Origin of the sequence: Neobacillus vireti, assembly GCF_001026695.1 — a bacterium.
Classification (GTDB): domain Bacteria; phylum Bacillota; class Bacilli; order Bacillales; family Cytobacillaceae; genus Neobacillus; species Neobacillus vireti.
In genome coordinates, this window is sequence record NZ_LDNB01000002.1 from 308,875 (window position 1) to 328,522 (window position 19,648).

At 38.9% G+C, this 19,648-nt stretch carries 20 protein-coding genes; 16 read left to right on the plus strand and 4 right to left on the minus strand.

The annotated features are described in order from the left end of the window. Nucleotides 1-30: 30 nt before the first annotated feature. The gene (locus AA980_RS01845; RefSeq protein ID WP_024029049.1) at nt 31-900 is read right to left on the minus strand and encodes a metallophosphoesterase; all 870 of its coding nucleotides are present in this window, start codon (nt 898-900) and stop codon (nt 31-33) included. A gap of 281 nt (nt 901-1,181) precedes the next feature. Here AA980_RS01845 and AA980_RS01850 point away from each other — a divergent pair, with 281 nt between their 5' ends. The 10 genes from AA980_RS01850 to AA980_RS01895 all read left to right on the plus strand — a co-directional run bounded on the left by AA980_RS01850 (nt 1,182) and on the right by AA980_RS01895 (nt 9,622). Continuing rightward, nucleotides 1,182-2,393: an EAL domain-containing protein gene (locus AA980_RS01850; protein WP_024029050.1), complete on the plus strand. Its 1,212-nt coding sequence runs from the start codon at nt 1,182-1,184 to the stop codon at nt 2,391-2,393. 260 nt (nt 2,394-2,653) lie between these two features. Next, the gene (locus AA980_RS01855) at nt 2,654-2,890 is read left to right on the plus strand and encodes a YkuJ family protein (RefSeq protein WP_024029051.1); all 237 of its coding nucleotides are present in this window, start codon (nt 2,654-2,656) and stop codon (nt 2,888-2,890) included. Between the two features lie 115 nt (nt 2,891-3,005). After that, nucleotides 3,006-3,449: a cyclic-di-AMP-binding protein CbpB gene (gene cbpB / locus AA980_RS01860; protein ID WP_047771208.1), complete on the plus strand. Its 444-nt coding sequence runs from the start codon at nt 3,006-3,008 to the stop codon at nt 3,447-3,449. A 77-nt stretch (nt 3,450-3,526) separates the two neighbouring features. Continuing rightward, nucleotides 3,527-4,414 (plus strand): LysR family transcriptional regulator, encoded by an 888-nt coding sequence (locus AA980_RS01865; RefSeq protein ID WP_024029053.1) that lies wholly within the window; start codon nt 3,527-3,529, stop codon nt 4,412-4,414. A gap of 73 nt (nt 4,415-4,487) precedes the next feature. Beyond that, on the plus strand, nt 4,488-5,198 hold the full coding sequence (gene dapD / locus AA980_RS01870; protein WP_024029054.1) for a 2,3,4,5-tetrahydropyridine-2,6-dicarboxylate N-acetyltransferase: 711 nt from the start codon (nt 4,488-4,490) through the stop codon (nt 5,196-5,198). Nucleotides 5,199-5,453: 255 nt separating this feature from the next. Then, complete coding sequence (locus tag AA980_RS01875; protein WP_024031125.1) at nt 5,454-6,578, plus strand: N-acetyldiaminopimelate deacetylase; 1,125 nt, start codon at nt 5,454-5,456, stop codon at nt 6,576-6,578. 163 nt (nt 6,579-6,741) lie between these two features. Next, nucleotides 6,742-7,290 carry a peroxiredoxin gene (locus AA980_RS01880; protein WP_024031124.1) on the plus strand — a complete coding sequence of 183 codons (549 nt, stop codon included), beginning with the start codon at nt 6,742-6,744 and terminating at the stop codon, nt 7,288-7,290. Between the two features lie 64 nt (nt 7,291-7,354). Then, nucleotides 7,355-7,810, plus strand: a complete 456-nt coding sequence (locus tag AA980_RS01885; protein WP_024031123.1) for a TlpA family protein disulfide reductase — start codon at nt 7,355-7,357, stop codon at nt 7,808-7,810. Between the two features lie 156 nt (nt 7,811-7,966). Further along, complete coding sequence (locus AA980_RS01890) at nt 7,967-8,875, plus strand: DUF4349 domain-containing protein (protein WP_024031122.1); 909 nt, start codon at nt 7,967-7,969, stop codon at nt 8,873-8,875. Nucleotides 8,876-8,962: 87 nt separating this feature from the next. Continuing rightward, nucleotides 8,963-9,622, plus strand: a complete 660-nt coding sequence (locus AA980_RS01895; RefSeq protein ID WP_024031121.1) for a potassium channel family protein — start codon at nt 8,963-8,965, stop codon at nt 9,620-9,622. A gap of 36 nt (nt 9,623-9,658) precedes the next feature. On the opposite strand, the gene rnjA is transcribed toward AA980_RS01895, so the two are convergent. Together rnjA and AA980_RS01905 are read right to left on the minus strand one after the other, a co-directional pair. Further along, nucleotides 9,659-11,326: a ribonuclease J1 gene (gene rnjA, locus AA980_RS01900; RefSeq protein WP_024031120.1), complete on the minus strand. Its 1,668-nt coding sequence runs from the start codon at nt 11,324-11,326 to the stop codon at nt 9,659-9,661. A 6-nt stretch (nt 11,327-11,332) separates the two neighbouring features. Next, nucleotides 11,333-11,542: a DNA-dependent RNA polymerase subunit epsilon gene (locus AA980_RS01905; RefSeq protein ID WP_024031119.1), complete on the minus strand. Its 210-nt coding sequence runs from the start codon at nt 11,540-11,542 to the stop codon at nt 11,333-11,335. Nucleotides 11,543-12,048: 506 nt separating this feature from the next. Between AA980_RS01905 and AA980_RS01910 the strand changes: the two genes are divergently transcribed. Beyond that, the gene (locus AA980_RS01910) at nt 12,049-12,819 is read left to right on the plus strand and encodes a Cof-type HAD-IIB family hydrolase (protein ID WP_024031118.1); all 771 of its coding nucleotides are present in this window, start codon (nt 12,049-12,051) and stop codon (nt 12,817-12,819) included. A 31-nt stretch (nt 12,820-12,850) separates the two neighbouring features. Here the strand turns inward: AA980_RS01910 and def are convergent, their stop codons facing one another. Then, nucleotides 12,851-13,405, minus strand: a complete 555-nt coding sequence (def, locus tag AA980_RS01915) for a peptide deformylase (RefSeq protein WP_024031117.1) — start codon at nt 13,403-13,405, stop codon at nt 12,851-12,853. 175 nt (nt 13,406-13,580) lie between these two features. Between def and AA980_RS01920 the strand changes: the two genes are divergently transcribed. The 5 genes from AA980_RS01920 to lpdA all read left to right on the plus strand — a co-directional run bounded on the left by AA980_RS01920 (nt 13,581) and on the right by lpdA (nt 19,635). Beyond that, complete coding sequence (locus AA980_RS01920; RefSeq protein ID WP_024031116.1) at nt 13,581-14,243, plus strand: YkyA family protein; 663 nt, start codon at nt 13,581-13,583, stop codon at nt 14,241-14,243. Between the two features lie 435 nt (nt 14,244-14,678). Further along, on the plus strand, nt 14,679-15,794 hold the full coding sequence (gene pdhA, locus AA980_RS01925; RefSeq protein WP_024031115.1) for a pyruvate dehydrogenase (acetyl-transferring) E1 component subunit alpha: 1,116 nt from the start codon (nt 14,679-14,681) through the stop codon (nt 15,792-15,794). Between the two features lie 3 nt (nt 15,795-15,797). Beyond that, nucleotides 15,798-16,775 carry an alpha-ketoacid dehydrogenase subunit beta gene (locus AA980_RS01930; RefSeq protein WP_024031114.1) on the plus strand — a complete coding sequence of 326 codons (978 nt, stop codon included), beginning with the start codon at nt 15,798-15,800 and terminating at the stop codon, nt 16,773-16,775. Nucleotides 16,776-16,892: 117 nt separating this feature from the next. Continuing rightward, nucleotides 16,893-18,215: a dihydrolipoamide acetyltransferase family protein gene (locus AA980_RS01935; protein ID WP_024031113.1), complete on the plus strand. Its 1,323-nt coding sequence runs from the start codon at nt 16,893-16,895 to the stop codon at nt 18,213-18,215. Nucleotides 18,216-18,219: 4 nt separating this feature from the next. Beyond that, entirely contained in the window at nt 18,220-19,635 is a 1,416-nt protein-coding gene (gene lpdA / locus AA980_RS01940; protein ID WP_024031112.1) for a dihydrolipoyl dehydrogenase, read from the plus strand. The last annotated feature ends 13 nt before the right edge of the window (nt 19,636-19,648 follow it).

A 19,648-nucleotide genomic window follows, 5' to 3' on the forward strand; every position in this document is an offset into this window, starting at 1 on the left:
AAATCCTTATCAACTGTGATAAGGATTTTTTTAACCAGAATTTAAGGTGAAGATGGTTAATTCCGGTACTGCCATAAAGCGAAACGGAAGCCGGGTTGTGCCAATTCCTCTGTTTACATAGAGGGTTAACGGGTCGTCATCTCCAATTGTATAAAGCCCTTCAGGATAATTTCTTGCAAATGGCGGCTTGACAAGCGCTCCAATAAAGGGAATCTTTACCTGTCCGCCGTGACTATGTCCACTAATTTGCCAGTGGATTGGATAATTAGCGGCATCATCAGCAAGATCAGGGGCATGTGATAATAAAATGGTAAATCGATGATCAGGCACATTTTTCAGAGCCAAAGGCAAATCAGGTTTCCCTAACATCGCATCATCAATTCCAAGCAGATAGATGCTGCCGCCGTCTTTTCGTTTTATTGCTGTCGATTCATTGAGAAGAACGGTGAAATTCGTGCTTTCCATAATATTTCGGTAAATTTCGGAACCATAGCCACCGTGGTCATGGTTGCCAAAAATGCAGAATTTCCCGAATGGGGCGTGTAACTGTTCCAACATAGGTACTAGTTGATTCATTTCCCTATATTTGTTCGGCTCGTCCATTAAATCACCGGTAAATAAAATAATATCAGGCTGAAGTTTATTGATTTTATTAATTAACTTTTTAAATTGGGTAAGATTGTAATGAAACCCCAGATGGGTATCGCTAAATTGAACTATTTTCATTCCATCAAAGCTTTTAGGGATTAATGGATGTTTGATTTGCTGCTTCTTAATATCGAGTAGTGTAGGCTCAATTCGATTGGCATAAAAGTAGCCTCCCGAGCTCAACCCGAAAACAGTAAGAATGGATCCAAATGCTCGTTTCAGGAACCTTCTCCTCGTCAGTTTATCTGCCATTTTTTCCCCCAGCCTTATCTTTTTTCTATCTATAAAATAAATGAGTCCATAAGTATTTTCGTTAAAAACAGCCTATATTGCAAGAGAAAAGTTCATTAATAGTTTATTATTCGAAAAAAGAAAAAATGCTAAAAAACCAGCCCATAATATAAGGGCTCAGCCTTCAATTATGTGTGGATGTGATTGTATCCTTCAAGCTATAATGGTATCCTTTAGGAAAAGAACGAGAAGCTTGAGTGAAGCGTATCCTATAATGAGAAAAAATTTTTGGAGGTACTTGGATGGATGCATTGGAAATCCTATCGGATCTTGAAAATTGTTTTCCGTATTTTCAACCGATTTTTAGTGCCGATGAACAACGTGTAATTGCCTATGAGGTACTGGGAAGGTATCAATCGAAGGGCGATATTATAAGCTTAGGTCCCTTTTTTCAGGATGACCAAATTCCTGATGAATACAAATTTGAAGTGGATTTGCTGTTAGTAAATATGGCTCTAGAAAAAGCACTTGAGCTGAATGAGGACGTTAATATTTTTTTAAATCGTAATGCAGAGCTATTAATGTATCGGAACGGCGAACCATTTTTACAGGAGCTTTTAGCATTTGAAGCAAGAGGATTAAGTTTAAAGCGGATTGTTCTTGAAATATCCGACCGGAACTACCACGGTGATTTGGATCAATTCGATCATCTGCTGCAATATTACCGGACATATGGTATAAAGATTGCCATAGCCGGTATTGATAATGAAAGTCTTTATTTTGAACGAATCGGGCAGCTCGAACCGGATATTTTGAAAATTAATCTTCAGGCATTGAAATCCACGGCAACGGCGGTAAATTTTAATGATGTTTTATTTTCTTTGTCACTTTTGGCAAGGAAAATCGGGGCGGCGCTTTTGTTTGAAAATATTGAAATGAGTTATCAGCTTCAGTTTGCATGGAAAAACGGCGGCCGCTATTATCAGGGGTATTATTTACATCCTCCTTCTAGCGAGTTCGTTGAACGGGATCTGTTAAGACAGCGCTTAAAAGAAAAATTTCATGACTTTATTTCCTATGAAAAGAGAAAATTAGAAGCTGTTTTTACTACAACAGAATATTTTCATGCTAAGGTTCAGGAATTGGTTTTCAAAAATAAAAAAGGCGGCTACGAAGAATTATTTCAGGTGTTAATAAGGGAAATGGACCAAATTGCTTTCCGCATGTATGTTTGCGACGGGGATGGATTTCAAAAGTCAGCCAATATCTTTAAGGGTCAGAACGGCTGGATAACACAATCTGAATATCTGAATAAAAATTGGAGCTGGCGTCCTTATTTTTTGGAAAATATCATCAAAATGCGTCACGAACAAAAGGGAATCCTTTCTGATTTGTATTGTGATATTGAAACGGGAGAGACAATCCGAACTTTTTCATTTCCAATGAACGGTAATGAATATTTATTTATCGATTTAAGCTATCAGTATTTATTCGAACACGACCAATTACTTTAAGTATGCACCAGCATAGAAAGATTCACTATATTATTGCAGGTCTCATGCCGATGGGACCTTTTTTATATACAAAATAGAAAAAAATAGCTAATTTTTTCATTTTTACTTGGACAAATGGGGAGCGTTATTTTATTCTTTTAATATTGGCATAAAAAATTCTAATGAAAAATTTAAAAAAAGAATCACATTAGGATAGAAATATGACAAATGAGAAACATAAATGTAGATAGTTTGTTTGTGTTTAAAAGGAGGATAAACCTATGTCACAGCTTCAAGGCATATTAACAAGATTAAAAAACCTGCAGGAACAATCAAATAGTGGTGAGCCAGCCCAACGCTATTTCGAGGTAAATGGAGAAAGAAAGTGTCAAGTAACATTTCATCCGAAAACCGAAACATTTGAATTAGAAATATACAACGAGAAGGAAAAACCTAAAAAATATCAATTTGATAATATTGATATGATTACCATCGAAATTTTTGATTTGATTCAATAGGGACCTTATGGGTTCCTTTCTTTTTACCTAAAGAGGTGTGAAAAGTTAACCCAGACTCCCGAAAACTATGATAGAATATGTCTGAAGGAAAACAAATATTAGGGAGTTTTCGGCGATGATCAGTCTTCCCAGTGGAGAGTTTTTGGAATTAACGATAAAAGAATTAATGATATCATCAGAGCGGGTTGCACATGTGCAAATTGGAAACAATCTTGAGCATGCCTTATTGGTGCTGACGAAAAGTGGATATACAGCTATACCTGTCTTAGATCCAGATTACAAGCTCCATGGGTTAATTAGTACACCCATTATTATGGATTCTATACTAGGTCTTGAGAGAATTGAATTTGAACAACTTGAAAACAAACGTGTTGAAGAGGTCATGAAAAGCTCGATTCCACGTATTAAAATTTCAGCGTCAATTATTACCTGCCTTGAATTACTTGTTAGCCATCCGTTTCTTTGTGTTGAAACAGAAGATGGATTTTTTGCAGGAATTTTGCCGAGGAGCACAGTATTAAATCAAGTAAATAAAATTGTTAAAAGGTTTAAAAAATAGAAAATAACTTTAGCTCCCGAAAAGGGAGCTGTATTTTTTAATAAGAAAAGAAACGGTTTTTTTGAAGGAGGTTTCTCTTGTCCTCATTATCAGAATTTCAATTATTATCCGTTTTAGCCCAGGAAATGAATATGCGCAAAGCCTCGGAACGGCTATTTGTCTCACAGCCAGCCCTGTCACAGCGTTTACAGACGATTGAAAAAGACTGGGGTACAAAGCTATTTATCCGCTCGCAAAAAGGTCTGGCACTAACTCCTGCAGGTGAACATGTAATTGATTTTGTAAACGACGTGATCAAAAAACAGGAGAAGGTTCGTGAAACCATTTATTCTCTGCAATCCGGGGTGTCAGGCACCTTAAAAATCGCGGTAGCTTCAATTGTCGGCCAGAATTGGCTTCCACAGGTTCTCAAGCAGTTTATTGATAAGTATCCGCAGGCGAAAATTTCTCTGGTGACGGGGTGGAGCAGCGAAATCCTTAAATGCTTATACGATGACCAGGTCCATATCGGAATTATTCGTGGAACCCCTGACTGGAAAGGCGTAAAGGTACATCTCTTTAACGACCCGCTTTATTTAGTCGATAGGGAAATCACTAAGCCTGAAGAGGTTTTAAATACCGACCGCCCGTTTATTCAATTTAAAAGTGATTCGAATTATTACCAGGAGATTCAAGATTGGTGGATGCGGAACTTTAAAACATCACCGAAGAGAACGGTTGTTGTCGATCAAATTGAGACGTGTAAACAGATGGCCTTTAATGGAATAGGCTACGCTATTTTACCCGCGATAACGTTAACCAAAACGGAACGGGATATTTTTAAAATACCGCTTGTTGATGAGAATAACGAACCGCTAAAACGTGACACATGGCTGCTTGGTTATGAATCTGCCTTTCAATTAAAGCAAGTTCAGGCATTTGTGGAATTAATCAAAGAATATATCGCTGAATCTTCTGAAGAGTAAGGTTGATTTTTCTTGTTTTCAGTTCTTTTGTTTGTTAAAGTATTTTCTAGTACATATTTAGGGGGTTTATCATATGAAAATGATGGATGCAAATGAAATTATATCTTTTATTCAAAATAGTAAAAAGTCAACGCCGGTTAAGGTTTATGTTAAAGGTGAATTAGCAGGAATTGACTTCGGAAGCAATGCAAAAACGTTTATTAATGGAAATACAGGTGTTGTTTTTGGTGAATGGTCTGAAATCAATGCTGTCTTAGAAGCAAATAACGAAAAAGTGGAAGATTTTGTAGTGGAAAACGACCGCCGTAATTCAGCGATTCCATTATTAGATACTAAACATACTAATGCCCGGATTGAGCCAGGTGTGATTATTCGTGATCAAGTTGAAATTGGCGACAATGCCGTCATTATGATGGGCGCTGTGATCAATATTGGCGCTGTGATCGGTGAGAAAACAATGATTGATATGGGCGCTGTCCTTGGCGGCAGAGCAACAGTCGGTAAGAACTGCCATATCGGTGCAGGAACCGTTTTAGCAGGCGTAATTGAACCGCCATCTGCACAGCCGGTAATCATTGAAGATGACGTGCTAATTGGTGCCAACGCAGTTGTTCTTGAAGGAGTAAGGGTAGGAACCGGTTCTGTTGTTGCTGCTGGGGCGGTTGTAACAAAAGACGTAGAGCCATTTACAGTCGTTGCGGGAACTCCTGCTAAAAAAATCAAAGATATTGACGAAAAGACAAAGTCAAAAACAGAAATCATGCAAGAACTTAGACAATTATAAGCAGTAAGCAAAAGCGTGGATCATTTCCACGCTTCTTTTATAGAAAAAGCCGTGTTAAAGAACATTGTTGATTTTGAGCACAATGTTGATTGTAGTGGAAGGCGCGAGACTCCTGCGGGAGCAGCGGGACAGGTGAGACCCCGCAGGCGCGCAATTCGCCGAGGAGGCTCACCGCCCGCCCCGCGGAAAGCGAAGCGCCTGGAACGGAGATCAACATTCACTTTTAACATAACCTATAAATAAGGAGGAGTATAGATGAACCCTTTGGTCAAAATTCGCCGTGACCTCCATCAAATTCCCGAAATCGGCTTTCAAGAATTTAAGACACAAGCCTACATATTTTCTTACCTAGAGTCATTAACTCAAGAGCGGATTACAATTAAAAAATGGAAGACAGGCTTGCTGGTTAAGGTTCATGGTTTAAATCCAAGAAAAACAATTGGGTATAGGACAGATATAGATGGTCTCCCCATTAGTGAACAAACAGGCTTGCCTTTTTCGTCTATACATGAGGCAAGGATGCATGCCTGCGGGCATGATTTTCACATGAGCATTGCTCTCGGGGTCTTAACCTATTTTGTAGATAATCCTATTATCGACGATATAATCTTTGTTTTCCAGCCTGCTGAAGAAGGGCCAGGCGGTGCAGAAGCCATGCTGAAATCGTCTGAAATGCGGGAATGGATGCCCGATATGATTTTCGCTCTTCATATTGCCCCGGAATATCCTGTAGGAACTATTGCTGTGAAAGAAGGCTTATTATTTGCCAACACCTCTGAATTGTTCATTGATTTAAAAGGCAAGGGAGGGCACGCAGCTTACCCGCACCAAACGAACGATATGGTGATTGCTGCCTGCACGCTCGTTAATCAGCTCCAAACGATTATTTCTAGGAATGTCGATCCATTAGATAGTGCGGTAATTACCATCGGGAAAATTACCGGGGGTACAGTCCAAAATATTATCGCAGAGAAAGCAAGACTGGAAGGAACAATTCGGACATTATCACCAGAATCAATGGGTAAGGTCAAGCACCGGATTGAAGCATTAGTGAAAGGAATCGAGACTGGCTATGAATGTAATGCGGTCATCGACTACGGTTCAATGTACCACCAAGTATATAATACAAAGTCAATTACAAAAGACTTTATAAATTATATACAGCAGGAGTTAGATGTAAAGGTAATAGAATGCAGGGAAGCGATGACGGGAGAAGATTTTGGATATATGCTCAAGGAAATTCCAGGACTGATGTTTTGGCTTGGTGTCGAATCACCCTTCGGACTTCATCATGCTAAATTATCTCCAAATGAAGCCGCAATTGACGTTGCTGTAAATGTAATGACCAGCTATATTTCCTTTAAAGGGAATGAAGAGTAAGGAAGCTATTTTATTTGGTTCCTCTGGTTAATTATGCTAAAATGAGAGAGAATTAACGGAAGATTGTTACATATTGTCGTTTATTCTTATGTGAAATAGGTAAAACTTATGTAGGGGCAAATGAGAATGGCTATTTAAATTAATTATCATGGAGGGATTTGTAATGCCAGAACGTATGGTGGGTAAACAAGCACCACGATTTGAAATGGATGCCGTTATGCCAAACAAAGAATTCAAAAAAGTTAGTCTTGAAGAAAACATGAAAAATGACAAATGGACAGTATTGTTCTTCTATCCGATGGACTTTACATTTGTATGTCCAACTGAAATTACTGCGATGTCTGACCGTTTTGAAGAATTTGACGATTTAGATGCAGTTGTAATTGGTGCGTCAACTGATACGATCCACACACATCTTGCTTGGATTAAAACGGACCGGAAAGAAAACGGACTTGGTGATTTAAACTACCCATTAGCAGCTGACACGAACCATGTTGTCGCACGCGATTACGGTGTGCTGATTGAAGAAGAAGGTGTTGCACTGCGCGGCCTATTCATCATCAGCCCAGAAGGTGAAATGATGTATTCTGTTGTTAACCACAATAATATTGGCCGTGACGTTGATGAAACATTACGTGTGCTTCAAGCATTACAAACTGGCGGTCTTTGCCCTGCAAACTGGAAGCCTGGACAAGCAACATTAAACGTGTAATATCAACAAAGTGATAGACCTAACCTTTTTAGCGTTAGGTCTTTTTTAAAGAGGGGGTTTTAGAATGAAATTACGTGAACCAATGCCGGAGTTAACCGGTGCAACGGAATGGCTGAACGGCGAAGTGACAAGAGAGGAGTTAATCGGCGACAAACCAACCCTAATTCATTTTTGGTCGATTAGCTGTCATTTATGTAAAGAGGCGATGCCGCAGGTCAATCAATTCCGTGATGATTTCAAAGATAAATTAAATGTTGTTGCCGTTCATATGCCGCGTTCTGAAAACGATTTGAACATGGAAGAAATTAAGCAATCAGCTGCTGAACACGGAATTAGTCAGCCGATTTTTGTCGATAGCGATCATAAATTAACGGAAGCCTTTGAAAATCAATACGTTCCTGCCTATTATGTGTTTGATCGTGAAGGCAAGCTCCGCCATTTCCAAGCTGGCGGAAGCGGGATGAAAATGCTTGAGAAACGGGTTAATCGAGTTCTAGATGAGATAGAAAAAACAGAATAATCCTTAATAAAGAATCGACTGCTCGTTGCTGCCCACGGGCAGTTTTTTTTTTGATGGTGCGTTGTTTTACTGTAACCTTGTATCCGTTTAATCGTCGGTATTAGTAAAGATAAGTAACAGAACGGCCTACTAAGAGAGAAAAAGGGGTGTCGTGAGTTGAAAAAACTTAAAAAATGGGTACCAATTTATTTTTTTGCCTTGTTAGTTTTTTTGGCAGGGTGCAGTGCGAGTAGTGAAGATAAAAGCGGAACGATGAATGATGGGGCAATGGATTCAGCCAAGTCCAGTTCAAACGAGTATGACTCTATTTCAGCAGGGGATAAAGCCGCCGAAAATAAGGCAACAACGAATTATGAAAAAATAACAGTATCGAATAAGATGGTGATCTATCAAGCAGATTTAGCTCTAAGGGTGAAGAAGTTTAATCAAACTTTGCAAAGTTTGGAGGAAAAGGCGCTAAAATATGGCGGTTATATTGCTGAATCGAATGTCACAAAAGAAGGAAAAGATCAGGTTAGCGGCAGTATAAAAATTAGAATTCCACAAAAGCATTTCCAGGGCTTTTTGCACGAAGCAGAAGGGCAGGCTGCAGAGGTTCTTCAAAGGACCATTACAGGTCAAGATGTAACCGAGGAATATGTTGACCTTGAATCACGATTAAAGTCAAAGCGAGTCGTCGAGGAACGGCTCCTGACGTTTATGAAAGGTGCAGCTAAAACTGAGGATTTATTAAAAATTTCCGCAGATTTGGCAGCTGTTCAAGAAGAGATTGAAACAATTGAAGGTAAAATGAAGTTTTTAGAGAATCAAACATCGCTTTCGACGGTCAATATTACCCTTTACGAAAATAAAGTTGTGGTCCCGAATATCGATAAAGATAAACTAAATACATGGGAAAAAACGAAAAAACAATTTATGAAAAGTACGAACATTTTATTGGCAGGACTTTCTGGCTTAGTCGTTTTTCTTCTCGGCAATCTGCCGATTTTATTAACATTGACCATTATTGGCTTCCTTAGCTTCCTTTTTTACAAAATAAGAAAAAACAAAAATAGACGGGAGTAACTGATGGTATCTCACTATATAAAAAATCGACAAAGGATGCTAAAATGATACCATATTAGATATTTTGTGTTCTTGGGGGAGTTATTTGTGAAAAAAAGTTTTGCAGTCATTGGGCTTGGCCGATTTGGCGGGAGTATCTGCCGGACGCTGACCGATGAAGGAATGGAAGTTCTGGGAATAGATGTTGATGAAGAGCGAGTCAATGAATTTTCGATGATAGCTTCCCATGCTGTTGTAGGTGATACAACGGACGAAAATGTCTTAAAAAGTCTTGGGATTCGAAATTTTGACCATGTGATTGTTGCAATTGGTGACGATATTCAATCAAGTATCCTAACTACACTTATTCTCAAAGAATTAGGGGTGGGACGTGTTACTGCAAAGGCCCAAAATGATTATCATGAAAAAGTGCTTCGAAAAATTGGTGCGGACCATGTTGTCCACCCTGAACGAGATATGGGTAAACGAATTGCTCATAACATGGCATCAGGTAATGTTGTTGACTATTTAGAACTATCTGATGAACATAGTATCGTAGAAATAGTTGCAAACGGAAAACTTAGCGGTCATACCATTATGGGTATGGATATTCGTAAGAAATATGGATTAAATATTGTTGCGATTAAAAGGGGAGAAGAAATCATTGTTTCCCCGCAAGCAAAAGAAACGATTTACGTCAATGATGTATTAATAGTAATCGGAAACGATAACGATATTGCCCGATTCGAAAGAAAAGTTTTAGAATAAGAAAAGCGGAAGCGCCTTGCGCTTCCGCTTTATTTTTTACACTTCCATAATGATTGGTAAAATCATCGGTCTGCGTTTTGTTTTTTCGTACAGGAATGGTGCTAATGTATCGGTAATTTCATTTTTAATTTCAGACCATTGACTTGTCTTACGCTCCATCACCTTATTTAAGTGTTTTGTAATTAGGTTTTGAGCGTCATTGATTAAGTCGCCTGATTCCCTCATATAAACAAATCCGCGAGAAATAAGGTCTGGACCTGAAGCAATTTTAAATTCCTTCATATTGATACTGACAACAACAACGACTAAGCCCTCTTCTGAAAGAATTCTCCGGTCACGCAAGACAATATTTCCAATGTCACCTACACCGCTTCCATCGATATATACAGAACCGGATGGGATCTTTCCAGCCACTTGTGCCGTATCGTCTGAAAGTGCTAACACTTCACCATTATCCATAATAAAGCAATTTTCTTTTTCAACACCACAATCAACCGCAAGTTTAGCATGCATAATTTGCATTCGGTATTCACCGTGAATTGGCATAAAGAATTTCGGTTTAATTAATCGGAGCATTAGTTTTTGTTCTTCTTGCCCGCCATGCCCGGAAGTATGGATATTACTTAACTTTCCGTGAATGACTTCTGCACCAGCACGATACAATAAATTAATCGTTCTGCTGACACTTATTGTGTTCCCAGGAATTGGTGATGATGAAAATACAACCGTATCTCCAGGGATAATTTGAATTTGTCTATGTGTTCCGTTGGCAATTCTTGAAAGTGCCGCCATCGTTTCACCCTGGCTCCCCGTACAAAGAATAGTCACTTTATCGGCAGGCAGGCGATTAATTTGATTTGCTTCAATAAACGTTTCTTTTGGTGCGGTTATATACCCTAAGTCAAGTCCTATATTAATGGCAGCTTCCATACTTCGGCCAAAAACGGCTACTTTTCTTCCATTGTCAACTGCTGCCTCAACGACCTGCTGTAATCTGTGAATATTTGAAGCGAAAGTCGCAAAGATGATTCGTCCATCTACTTTACGGAAGATATCGTGAATACTTTCTCCAACCCGGCGTTCTGACATTGTGAAGTCAGGAATCTCACTATTTGTGCTATCAGAAAGTAAACACAATACTCCTTCTTTACCGATCTCTGCCATTTTTGTGATATTTGCTGGTTCACCTACAGGGGTAAAATCAAATTTAAAATCACCTGTATGGACGATTTGACCCGGAGGAGTTTTCACAACAATTCCATATGAATCCGGAATGCTGTGGGTTGTTCGGAAAAACGTAACCGATGTTTTGCGGAATTTAATCACATCATCTTCTTTAATTTCAATCAATTTGGCATTACGTAATAATCCATGTTCTTCTAGTTTATTTTTAATTAATCCTAGGGCAAGCTTTCCGCCATAAATGGGAATATTGACTTCACGTAATAAATAGGGAATACCGCCAATGTGATCTTCATGTCCGTGGGTCACAAACAACCCTTTAATTTTGTCTTCATTTTTTACAAGATAGGTATAATCGGGTATTACATAATCAATACCTAAAAGTTCATCTTCCGGAAACTTTATACCGGCATCGATTAAAATTATTTCATCCTGGAACTGAACTGCATATGTGTTCTTGCCGATTTCACCTAAACCGCCAAGCGCAAAAACTGCAGTTTGATCATTTTTTACAAATTTCATAAATTATCAATTCTCCAATACTTTATAATCTGCATTTTGTTTTTCATATTCTAAATATGCTCCTTTAACTTCTTGTACAAATTCAACATTAAAGCCGCGATCGGCAATTTTTGAGCGGACATCTCGTACCGATTCCCCTTCAATAAATAGAGATTTGGTGTTCTCTCTAACTGGAACTTCTTTAATGTTTTTTTGAAAATACACTTTAAATATCATGACAATTTCGCTCCTAACTTTGGTCATAACTTTTTCTATTATATAAAACATTTTCATCTTTTTCATTTATTTTCTACAAAAGTCTTGGACTTCATATGAAAAGTATGTAAAAAGTGTATCTGTTTTACAATTTAAATAACGAAGGAGCCCTTCTAATTTTTGAAGGGCCCTTAAAAAATTAGGCAATGGATTTCTTTCGCAGTAAATCGTTCCACTGTTTTAAGAGCTTCTTCCTCAGCTTCTTTAACATAGTGGATCATCTCCTTACTTCTTATTTTATACAATCCTTGTCCAATGTAAAGCAAGCAATAGCAGATATTTGAATTATTTTAAAAAAGACCGTTCTTTTTACTATTATTATATGGTGAATTAGCTGATTATTTCATGGATAATCATGGAATAACGATGACAATTATTAAAATTGACATTTATAATTCGAAGGGTTAGTCTTTTTGAAGAGAATTCGAAAGGGCAGCATTGGTTTGCGGAAAGGGAATTGATAAAGAATGAAAAAAATAGTTTTTTTTGATATAGACGGCACCTTGCTGGATCATGAAAAGAGTCTTCCAGCAAGCACGAAAAAAGCAATTGAATTATTGAAGGAGAATGGCACCTTTATCGCCATTGCCACTGGCAGAGCCCCATTTATGTTTGAAGGCTTGCGCGAAGAACTTGGAATTGACTCCTATGTAAGCTTTAATGGTCAATTTGTTGTCTTTGAAAATGAAGTGGTTTACGAAAATCCTTTAAATGAAGTTGAACTAAAAAGGCTGCATCAGCGCGCTGAAACAAGTAAACATCCAATTGTTTTTATGAACGAGAAAACAATGAAGGCGAATGTACGGCACCACTCTTTCATCGAACAAAGTTTAGGAAGCCTTAATTTTTCACATCCAGAGAAAGACTCTTCTTTCTATGTAAATCGAAATATTTATCAGTCCTTACTCTTCTGTGAAGAAGGGGAAGAAGAAAAATATCTTGCTGACTTCCCGGAATTTAATTATATTAGGTGGCATTCTTATTCTGTTGATGTGCTGCCAAAAGGCGGCTCGAAAGCGGAAGGTATCAAAAAAATGATTGAACGTTTAGGTTTTGATTTAAAGGATGTTTATGCCTTTGGGGATGGTTTAAATGATTTAGAAATGTTGAAGGCTGTTGGGACAGGTGTTTCAATGGGAAATGGTGTTCCGGAGGCTAAGAAGCTTGCTGATTTTGTCACAACTGATGTAGATAACGACGGCATTTGGAATGGCTTAAAGGAATTACAACTCATATAAAGAAACACCGGCCAAATGGCCGGTGTTTTCTTTACCTCTCAATCGGTATTGCCCCTTCTACTTGTTTAAAAGGGTTTTGTTTGTCAATATAATCATAAAACATGATACCGTTTAAATGATCAATTTCATGTTGAAAGCAGATAGCAGGCAATCCTTTTAAGCGAAGCTTAATTTCTTTGCCCTCAAGGTTAACTCCCTTGACCGTAATTCTAGCGTGTCTTTGAACGTAACCTGGAATCGGTTCATCAACCGAAAGGCAGCCCTCACCGGATTGTAAATAGGACTTTTCAACAGAATGGCTGATGATTCTAGGGTTAAATAAAGCATAGCTATAAAGTTCTTCTTTATCATCTGTAAGATGTACGGCAATCATCCGTTTGGAAACATTAATTTGTGGTGCTGCAAGACCGATTCCTGGACGCAATCCATATTTGGCAGAGATTTCGCTGTTTTGGCTATTGATTACGTATTCTAAAAGGCTTGATAGTATTTGTTTATCCACATCTGATGGCGGCATAGCGACTTCTGCAGCCACTTTTCTAAGTGTGGGATGGCCATCTCTAATGATATCCTCCATCGTTATCATAAACCTTCACTCCTGTGTTCAAAAAAGTTATTAGCAACCATTAGTCTATCAAACAATGGATTAAATGTTAATAATGAAATAATGATTACTTCCATATTTTGCTCGTTTTTGCCTAGAGGATATTGTCAAATAAACCAAGTATCGATATAGTTGGTATTAGTTAGGGGGTTGCGAATTGTCTTATAAGAAAAAAGGCCGCTATTTAATTTTTATGCTAGCTATTTGTTTAATTTTATCAGGTTGTGTTAATAAAAAGACACCAGTTGAAAAGATGTATAATGTTTTAGAGAAGGTTGTTTCCAAAGAAGAGGTATTTGAAGAACAGCAAGATCCGCTTGTAAAATTGGAAAAGGAAGAAAAAGAAAAATATGACCAGATTATCGGGCTTGGCATGAAAGAGTATGACCAGATAATCAAGCTATCCGACGAAGCAATTGCTTTGACTGATAAAAGAAAAGAACATATGGACAAAGAAACAGAGAGCCTAAAGAAATCTGAGCAGGAATTTAGGAAAGTTGCTGACATTAAGGATGAACTAGATAATGCAGAACTTAAGAAATTGATAAATGAATTAAATGAAATCATGACGCAAAGATATCGAGCGCATGAAGAGTTGTACAAGGAATATTCAGAATCCTTAAAAAGCGATAAAGATTTATACGAGATGTTTAAGAATAAAAACCTAGCCCGCGAAGACCTTGAGGCACAAGTTTCAAAACTAAATGAGACGTATAAAAAGGTTCTTGAGGCTAATGAAAATTTTAATAAGCTTACTGAACAATACAATGATAAGAAATTGTTATTTTATAAGAAAGCAGGACTAAAATTGAATAAATAATGATCGCATTATAGAAATCGGCTGAAAACAGCCGATTTTTACTATATTATAACAATTGTCCAAATTGTGAAATCATATATAACAGAATGAGGAGTAAAGTGATACAGTTTGGAAAATGATATTTTATATTATTAATATGCTCGCGTTGGTAAATTATGATGCACAGTGATTGACGAGTAAAAATGAATGGTGTACACTCATAAATGAGTTAAAAAGTTGTATCAATTATGTTACATAAAAAAGTAATACAGAATATGATATTAATAGAATGATGCGAATCATAGCCTTTTAATATCAGACGATTTTCCGAAAAAACAGTAAAAAAAATAATTGGATGCTTTCAACATGCTTTTATTCAACTGCTTTTAGGGTAATCTAACAAGGTATATATATTTTTAAAATTATGCTCTGAATAGAAAGGAAGAGGTGACTAAAATGGCTTCTAAAACTCAAAACGCCCAGCTTGATGCGAAAAAAGTACTCCAGGCTGTAGAAGATCAATTTCAAACACTTCAAATTCTTAATGAAGAAGGCGAAGTTGTAAACGAGTCGGCAATGCCTGACCTAACAGATGAGCAACTGCAGGAATTAATGCGCCGTATGGTGTATACAAGAATTCTTGATCAGCGCTCTATTTCATTAAATCGTCAAGGAAGATTAGGTTTCTATGCTCCGACTGCAGGACAAGAAGCGTCTCAATTAGCATCACAGTTTGCTCTTGAAAAAGAAGATTTCATTTTACCGGGCTACCGCGATGTACCACAAATTATTTGGCATGGATTGCCTTTATACCAAGCGTTTTTATGGTCAAGAGGACATTTTCAAGGTGGACAGATTCCTGAAGGAGTCAATATTGCTATTCCGCAAATCATTATTGGCGCCCAGTATGTTCAAACTGCTGGTGTAGCGCTTGGAATGAAGAAACGTGGAGCAAAAGCAGTTGCGATTACTTATACAGGAGACGGTGGAACTTCTCAAGGGGATTTCTACGAAGGAATTAACTTTGCAGGTGCATTTAAAGCTCCAGCTATCTTTATTGTGCAAAACAACCGTTTTGCGATTTCAACTCCTGTTGACAAACAATCTGCTGCTAAGACACTTGCGCAAAAGGCAATAGCAGCTGGTATCCCCGGTATCCAAGTGGATGGTATGGATCCATTAGCAGTTTATGCGGCGACTCACGATGCCCGCGTACGTGCCATTAATGGTGAGGGACCAACACTGATTGAAACATTAACTTACCGTTATGGCCCGCATACAATGGCTGGTGATGACCCGACCCGTTATCGTACAGCTGACCTTGACAATGAGTGGGAAAAGAAAGATCCGCTCGTTCGTTTCCGTAAATTCCTTGAAAACAAAGGGATTTGGAGCGAGGAAAAAGAAAACGAAGTAATCGAACAAGCAAAAGAAGATATTAAAGAAGCGCTTAAAAAAGCTGATGCAGCACCAAAACAAAAAGTTACTGATCTTATTTCCATCATGCATGAAGAAATGCCTTATAACTTAAAAGAACAATATGAAATTTATAAAGAAAAGGAGTCGAAGTAAGCCATGGCTCAAATGACAATGATTCAAGCAATTACTGATGCAATGCGGACGGAATTACGTAATGATCCGAATGTATTGGTTTTCGGTGAAGACGTAGGCGTAAACGGCGGTGTATTCCGTGCGACAGAAGGATTGCAAAAAGAATTTGGCGAAGATCGTGTATTTGACACACCACTTGCTGAATCAGGTATCGGCGGTTTAGCGGTCGGTCTTAGTTTGCAAGGCTTCCGTCCAGTACCGGAAATTCAATTCTTCGGCTTTGTTTTTGAAGTAATTGACTCAATTTCTGGTCAGGCATCTCGTCTCCGCTATCGTACAGGCGGAAAATATAATGCTCCGGTTACTTTCCGTTCGCCTTTTGGCGGCGGCGTCCATACTCCAGATATGCACGCTGACAGCTTAGAAGGTCTTATGGCGCAAACACCTGGAGTAAAAGTTGTGATTCCATCAACACCATATGATGCAAAAGGACTTCTCATTTCATCGATCCGTGATAATGATCCGGTCATTTTCCTTGAGCATATGAAGTTATACCGTTCTTTCCGCCAGGAAGTTCCTGAAGAGGAATATACGATTCCACTTGGAAAAGCGGATGTGAAACGAGAAGGAACAGATGTATCAATCATTACTTATGGTGCAATGGTTCACGAATCATTAAAGGCTGCTGAAGAGCTAGAAAAAGAAGGATTTTCTGCTGAAGTTATTGACTTACGTACAGTAAGCCCGATTGATATTGAAACGATTATTGCCTCTGTTGAAAAAACTGGACGTGCTATCGTTGTTCAAGAGGCTCAAAAACAGGCTGGGATTGCTGCAAATGTAGTTGCTGAAATTAACGATCGAGCAATTTTAAGCTTGGAGGCTCCTGTATTACGAGTAACAGCCCCTGATACTGTATTTGCGTTCCCGCAAGCTGAGTCTGTCTGGCTCCCTAATTATAAAGATGTGATCGAAACGGCTAAAAAGGTATTAACATTCTAAAAAAGCGCGCTGCTCGGTAGTTAGCAGGGTAATAGATATCGGGGAAAGGCAGTTCTTTTCCCGTTTTCATCCTAGTAAAATTGGGTAAAATACATGAATAATAGGAGATGAATCCCAGTGCCATTTCAATTTAAAATGCCTGACATCGGTGAAGGTATTCACGAAGGGGAAATCGTCAAATGGTTCATCAAACCAGGTGACAAGGTCCAAGAAGACGATGTTCTTTGTGAAATCCAAAATGATAAAGCAGTCGTTGAAATTCCTTCCCCAGTAGAAGGAACTGTTGTCGATATATTAGTTGGTGAAGGAACTGTTGCAACAGTTGGTCAAACCCTTGTAACATTTGATGCACCAGGATATGAGAATTTACAATTTAAAGGCGATCATGGTGATGACGAGCCTAAACAAGAAGAAAAGGCAGCTGCTCCTGAAGCAACGCCAGAAGCAGCACCACAAGCAGCGCCTGCAGCTGCTGCTGTACAACCACAAGCTGATGTAGATCCTAATCGCCGAATTATTGCTATGCCGTCTGTTCGGAAATATGCACGCGAAAAAGGGGTAGAAATAAGCTTAGTTGCCGGTACAGGTAAAAACGGCCGTATTATGAAAACAGACATTGATACATTCGTAAATGGCGGTGCCCAAACAGCTGCACCACAAGCTAATACAGCAGTTGAAGCTCCTGAAGCTGTAAACAACAAGGCAGAAGCGAAGGCAGCTCCAATTCCGCAGGGTGAATATCCGGAAACACGTGAGAAAATGAGCGGCATCCGTAAAGCAATTGCCAAAGCAATGGTTAACTCGAAACACACTGCTCCACATGTAACACTCATGGATGAAGTCGATGTAACAAAACTAGTTACTCATCGCAAGAAATTCAAAGAAGTAGCGGCAGCAAAAGGCATTAAGCTAACCTTCTTACCGTATATTGTAAAAGCATTAACAAGTGCGCTGCGTGAATTCCCAGCATTAAACACCTCACTTGACGATGCAACAAGTGAAATTATTCATAAGCATTACTACAACATTGGAATTGCAGCGGATACAGAAAAAGGTTTGTTAGTACCAGTTGTTAAAGATGCAGATCGTAAGTCTGTTTTCTCAATTTCCAATGAAATTAATGAATTAGCAGGTAAAGCACGTGAAGGAAAACTTGCTCCAAACGAAATGAAAGGTGCATCATGCACAATTTCAAATATAGGTTCAGCTGGCGGACAATGGTTTACCCCTGTTATTAACCACCCTGAAGTTGCTATTTTGGGTGTAGGGAGAATTGCTGAAAAACCGATTGTTAGAGACGGTGAAATTGTTGCGGCTCCAGTTTTAGCTCTTTCACTAAGCTTCGACCATCGTATGATTGACGGGGCGACGGCACAGAACGCATTAAATCACATCAAACGATTATTAAACGATCCAGAACTTTTGTTAATGGAGGCGTAAAAAAATGGTAGTTGGAGATTTTCCTATTGAAACGGATACAATAGTCATCGGTGCAGGTCCGGGAGGGTATGTGGCAGCGATACGGGCTGCGCAGCTCGGACAAAAAGTAACAATTGTAGAAAAGGAATATGTAGGCGGCGTTTGTTTAAATGTTGGCTGCATTCCTTCTAAGGCGTTAATTGCAGCCGGCCATCGCTACGAAACAGCGGTTCATTCTGAGGCATTCGGGATTACGGCTGAAAATGTAAAGGTTGACTTTTCCAAGGTTCAAGAATTTAAAGCCGGAATTGTGAAGAAATTAACGGGCGGCGTGGAAGGTCTTTTAAAAGGAAATAAAGTAGATATTGTACGCGGTGAAGCATATTTTGTTGATGCTAATACACTAAGAGTGATGGATGAAAATTCAGCGCAGACGTATACCTTTAAAAATGCGATCATTGCAACAGGATCTCGCCCGATTGAACTTCCAGCCTTTAAATATTCAAAACGTGTGCTTAATTCTACCGGTGCACTTGACTTAGCGGATATTCCCCAAAAAATCGTCGTAATCGGCGGCGGGGTAATCGGAATTGAGCTTGGTGGTGCCTATGCAAACTTTGGTTCTCAAGTAACCATCGTAGAGGGCGCAGATGAAATTTTAGGTCTTGGCGTTTTTGATAAGCAAATGGCTGCCCTTGTTAAGCGAAGCATGAAGAAAAAGGGTGCAGAATTCTATACGAAAGCATTGGCTAAGGGTGTCGAAGAAACTGAAAACGGTGTGATTGTAACATTCGAATCAAAAGGCGAAGAGAAGAAAATCGAAGCTGATTACGTATTTGTAATGGTTGGTCGCCGTCCTAACACTGATGAAATGGGACTTGAACAAGTTGGTGTGAAATTGAGTGACCGCGGCTTGATTGAAATTGACAAGCAATGCCGTACAAATATTAGTAATATTTATGCCATTGGTGATGTTGTTCAAGGTCCTCAATTAGCGCATAAAGCGTCATATGAAGCAAAAATTGCTGCCGAAGCGATTGCCGGACATTCATCTGTTATTGACTACTTAGGTATTCCAGCAGTTGTCTTCTCTGAACCTGAACTAGCTTCAGTTGGGTATACTGAAACACAAGCGAAAGAAGAAGGGATCACAGTGAATGCTGCTAAATTCCCATTTGCAGCAAATGGCCGTGCATTATCACTAGACAGCGGTGATGGATTCTTAAAATTAATCACGCGTAAAGAAGACGGTCTTGTGATAGGAGCGCAGATTGCTGGTGCGAGTGCATCCGATATGATTGCAGAATTAGGTCTAGCAATTGAAGCGGGTATGACAGCTGAAGATCTTGCGATGACGATCCATGCCCATCCAACACTAGGTGAAATTACAATGGAAGCAGCCGAAGTAGCCCTTGGCAGCCCAATCCATATTATGAAATAGGCTGTGTTAAACC

Coding starts and splice junctions, on each gene's coding strand:
- AA980_RS01845 (WP_024029049.1), bottom strand. CDS start 900: ATGGCAGATAAACTGACGAGGAGAAGGTTCCTGAAACGAGCATTTGGA.
- AA980_RS01850 (WP_024029050.1), top strand. CDS start 1,182: ATGGATGCATTGGAAATCCTATCGGATCTTGAAAATTGTTTTCCGTAT.
- AA980_RS01855 (WP_024029051.1), top strand. CDS start 2,654: ATGTCACAGCTTCAAGGCATATTAACAAGATTAAAAAACCTGCAGGAA.
- cbpB (WP_047771208.1), top strand. CDS start 3,006: ATGATCAGTCTTCCCAGTGGAGAGTTTTTGGAATTAACGATAAAAGAA.
- dapD (WP_024029054.1), top strand. CDS start 4,488: ATGAAAATGATGGATGCAAATGAAATTATATCTTTTATTCAAAATAGT.
- AA980_RS01875 (WP_024031125.1), top strand. CDS start 5,454: ATGAACCCTTTGGTCAAAATTCGCCGTGACCTCCATCAAATTCCCGAA.
- AA980_RS01880 (WP_024031124.1), top strand. CDS start 6,742: ATGCCAGAACGTATGGTGGGTAAACAAGCACCACGATTTGAAATGGAT.
- AA980_RS01885 (WP_024031123.1), top strand. CDS start 7,355: ATGAAATTACGTGAACCAATGCCGGAGTTAACCGGTGCAACGGAATGG.
- rnjA (WP_024031120.1), bottom strand. CDS start 11,326: ATGAAATTTGTAAAAAATGATCAAACTGCAGTTTTTGCGCTTGGCGGT.
- AA980_RS01905 (WP_024031119.1), bottom strand. CDS start 11,542: ATGATATTTAAAGTGTATTTTCAAAAAAACATTAAAGAAGTTCCAGTT.
- AA980_RS01910 (WP_024031118.1), top strand. CDS start 12,049: ATGAAAAAAATAGTTTTTTTTGATATAGACGGCACCTTGCTGGATCAT.
- def (WP_024031117.1), bottom strand. CDS start 13,405: ATGATAACGATGGAGGATATCATTAGAGATGGCCATCCCACACTTAGA.
- pdhA (WP_024031115.1), top strand. CDS start 14,679: ATGGCTTCTAAAACTCAAAACGCCCAGCTTGATGCGAAAAAAGTACTC.
- AA980_RS01930 (WP_024031114.1), top strand. CDS start 15,798: ATGGCTCAAATGACAATGATTCAAGCAATTACTGATGCAATGCGGACG.
- lpdA (WP_024031112.1), top strand. CDS start 18,220: ATGGTAGTTGGAGATTTTCCTATTGAAACGGATACAATAGTCATCGGT.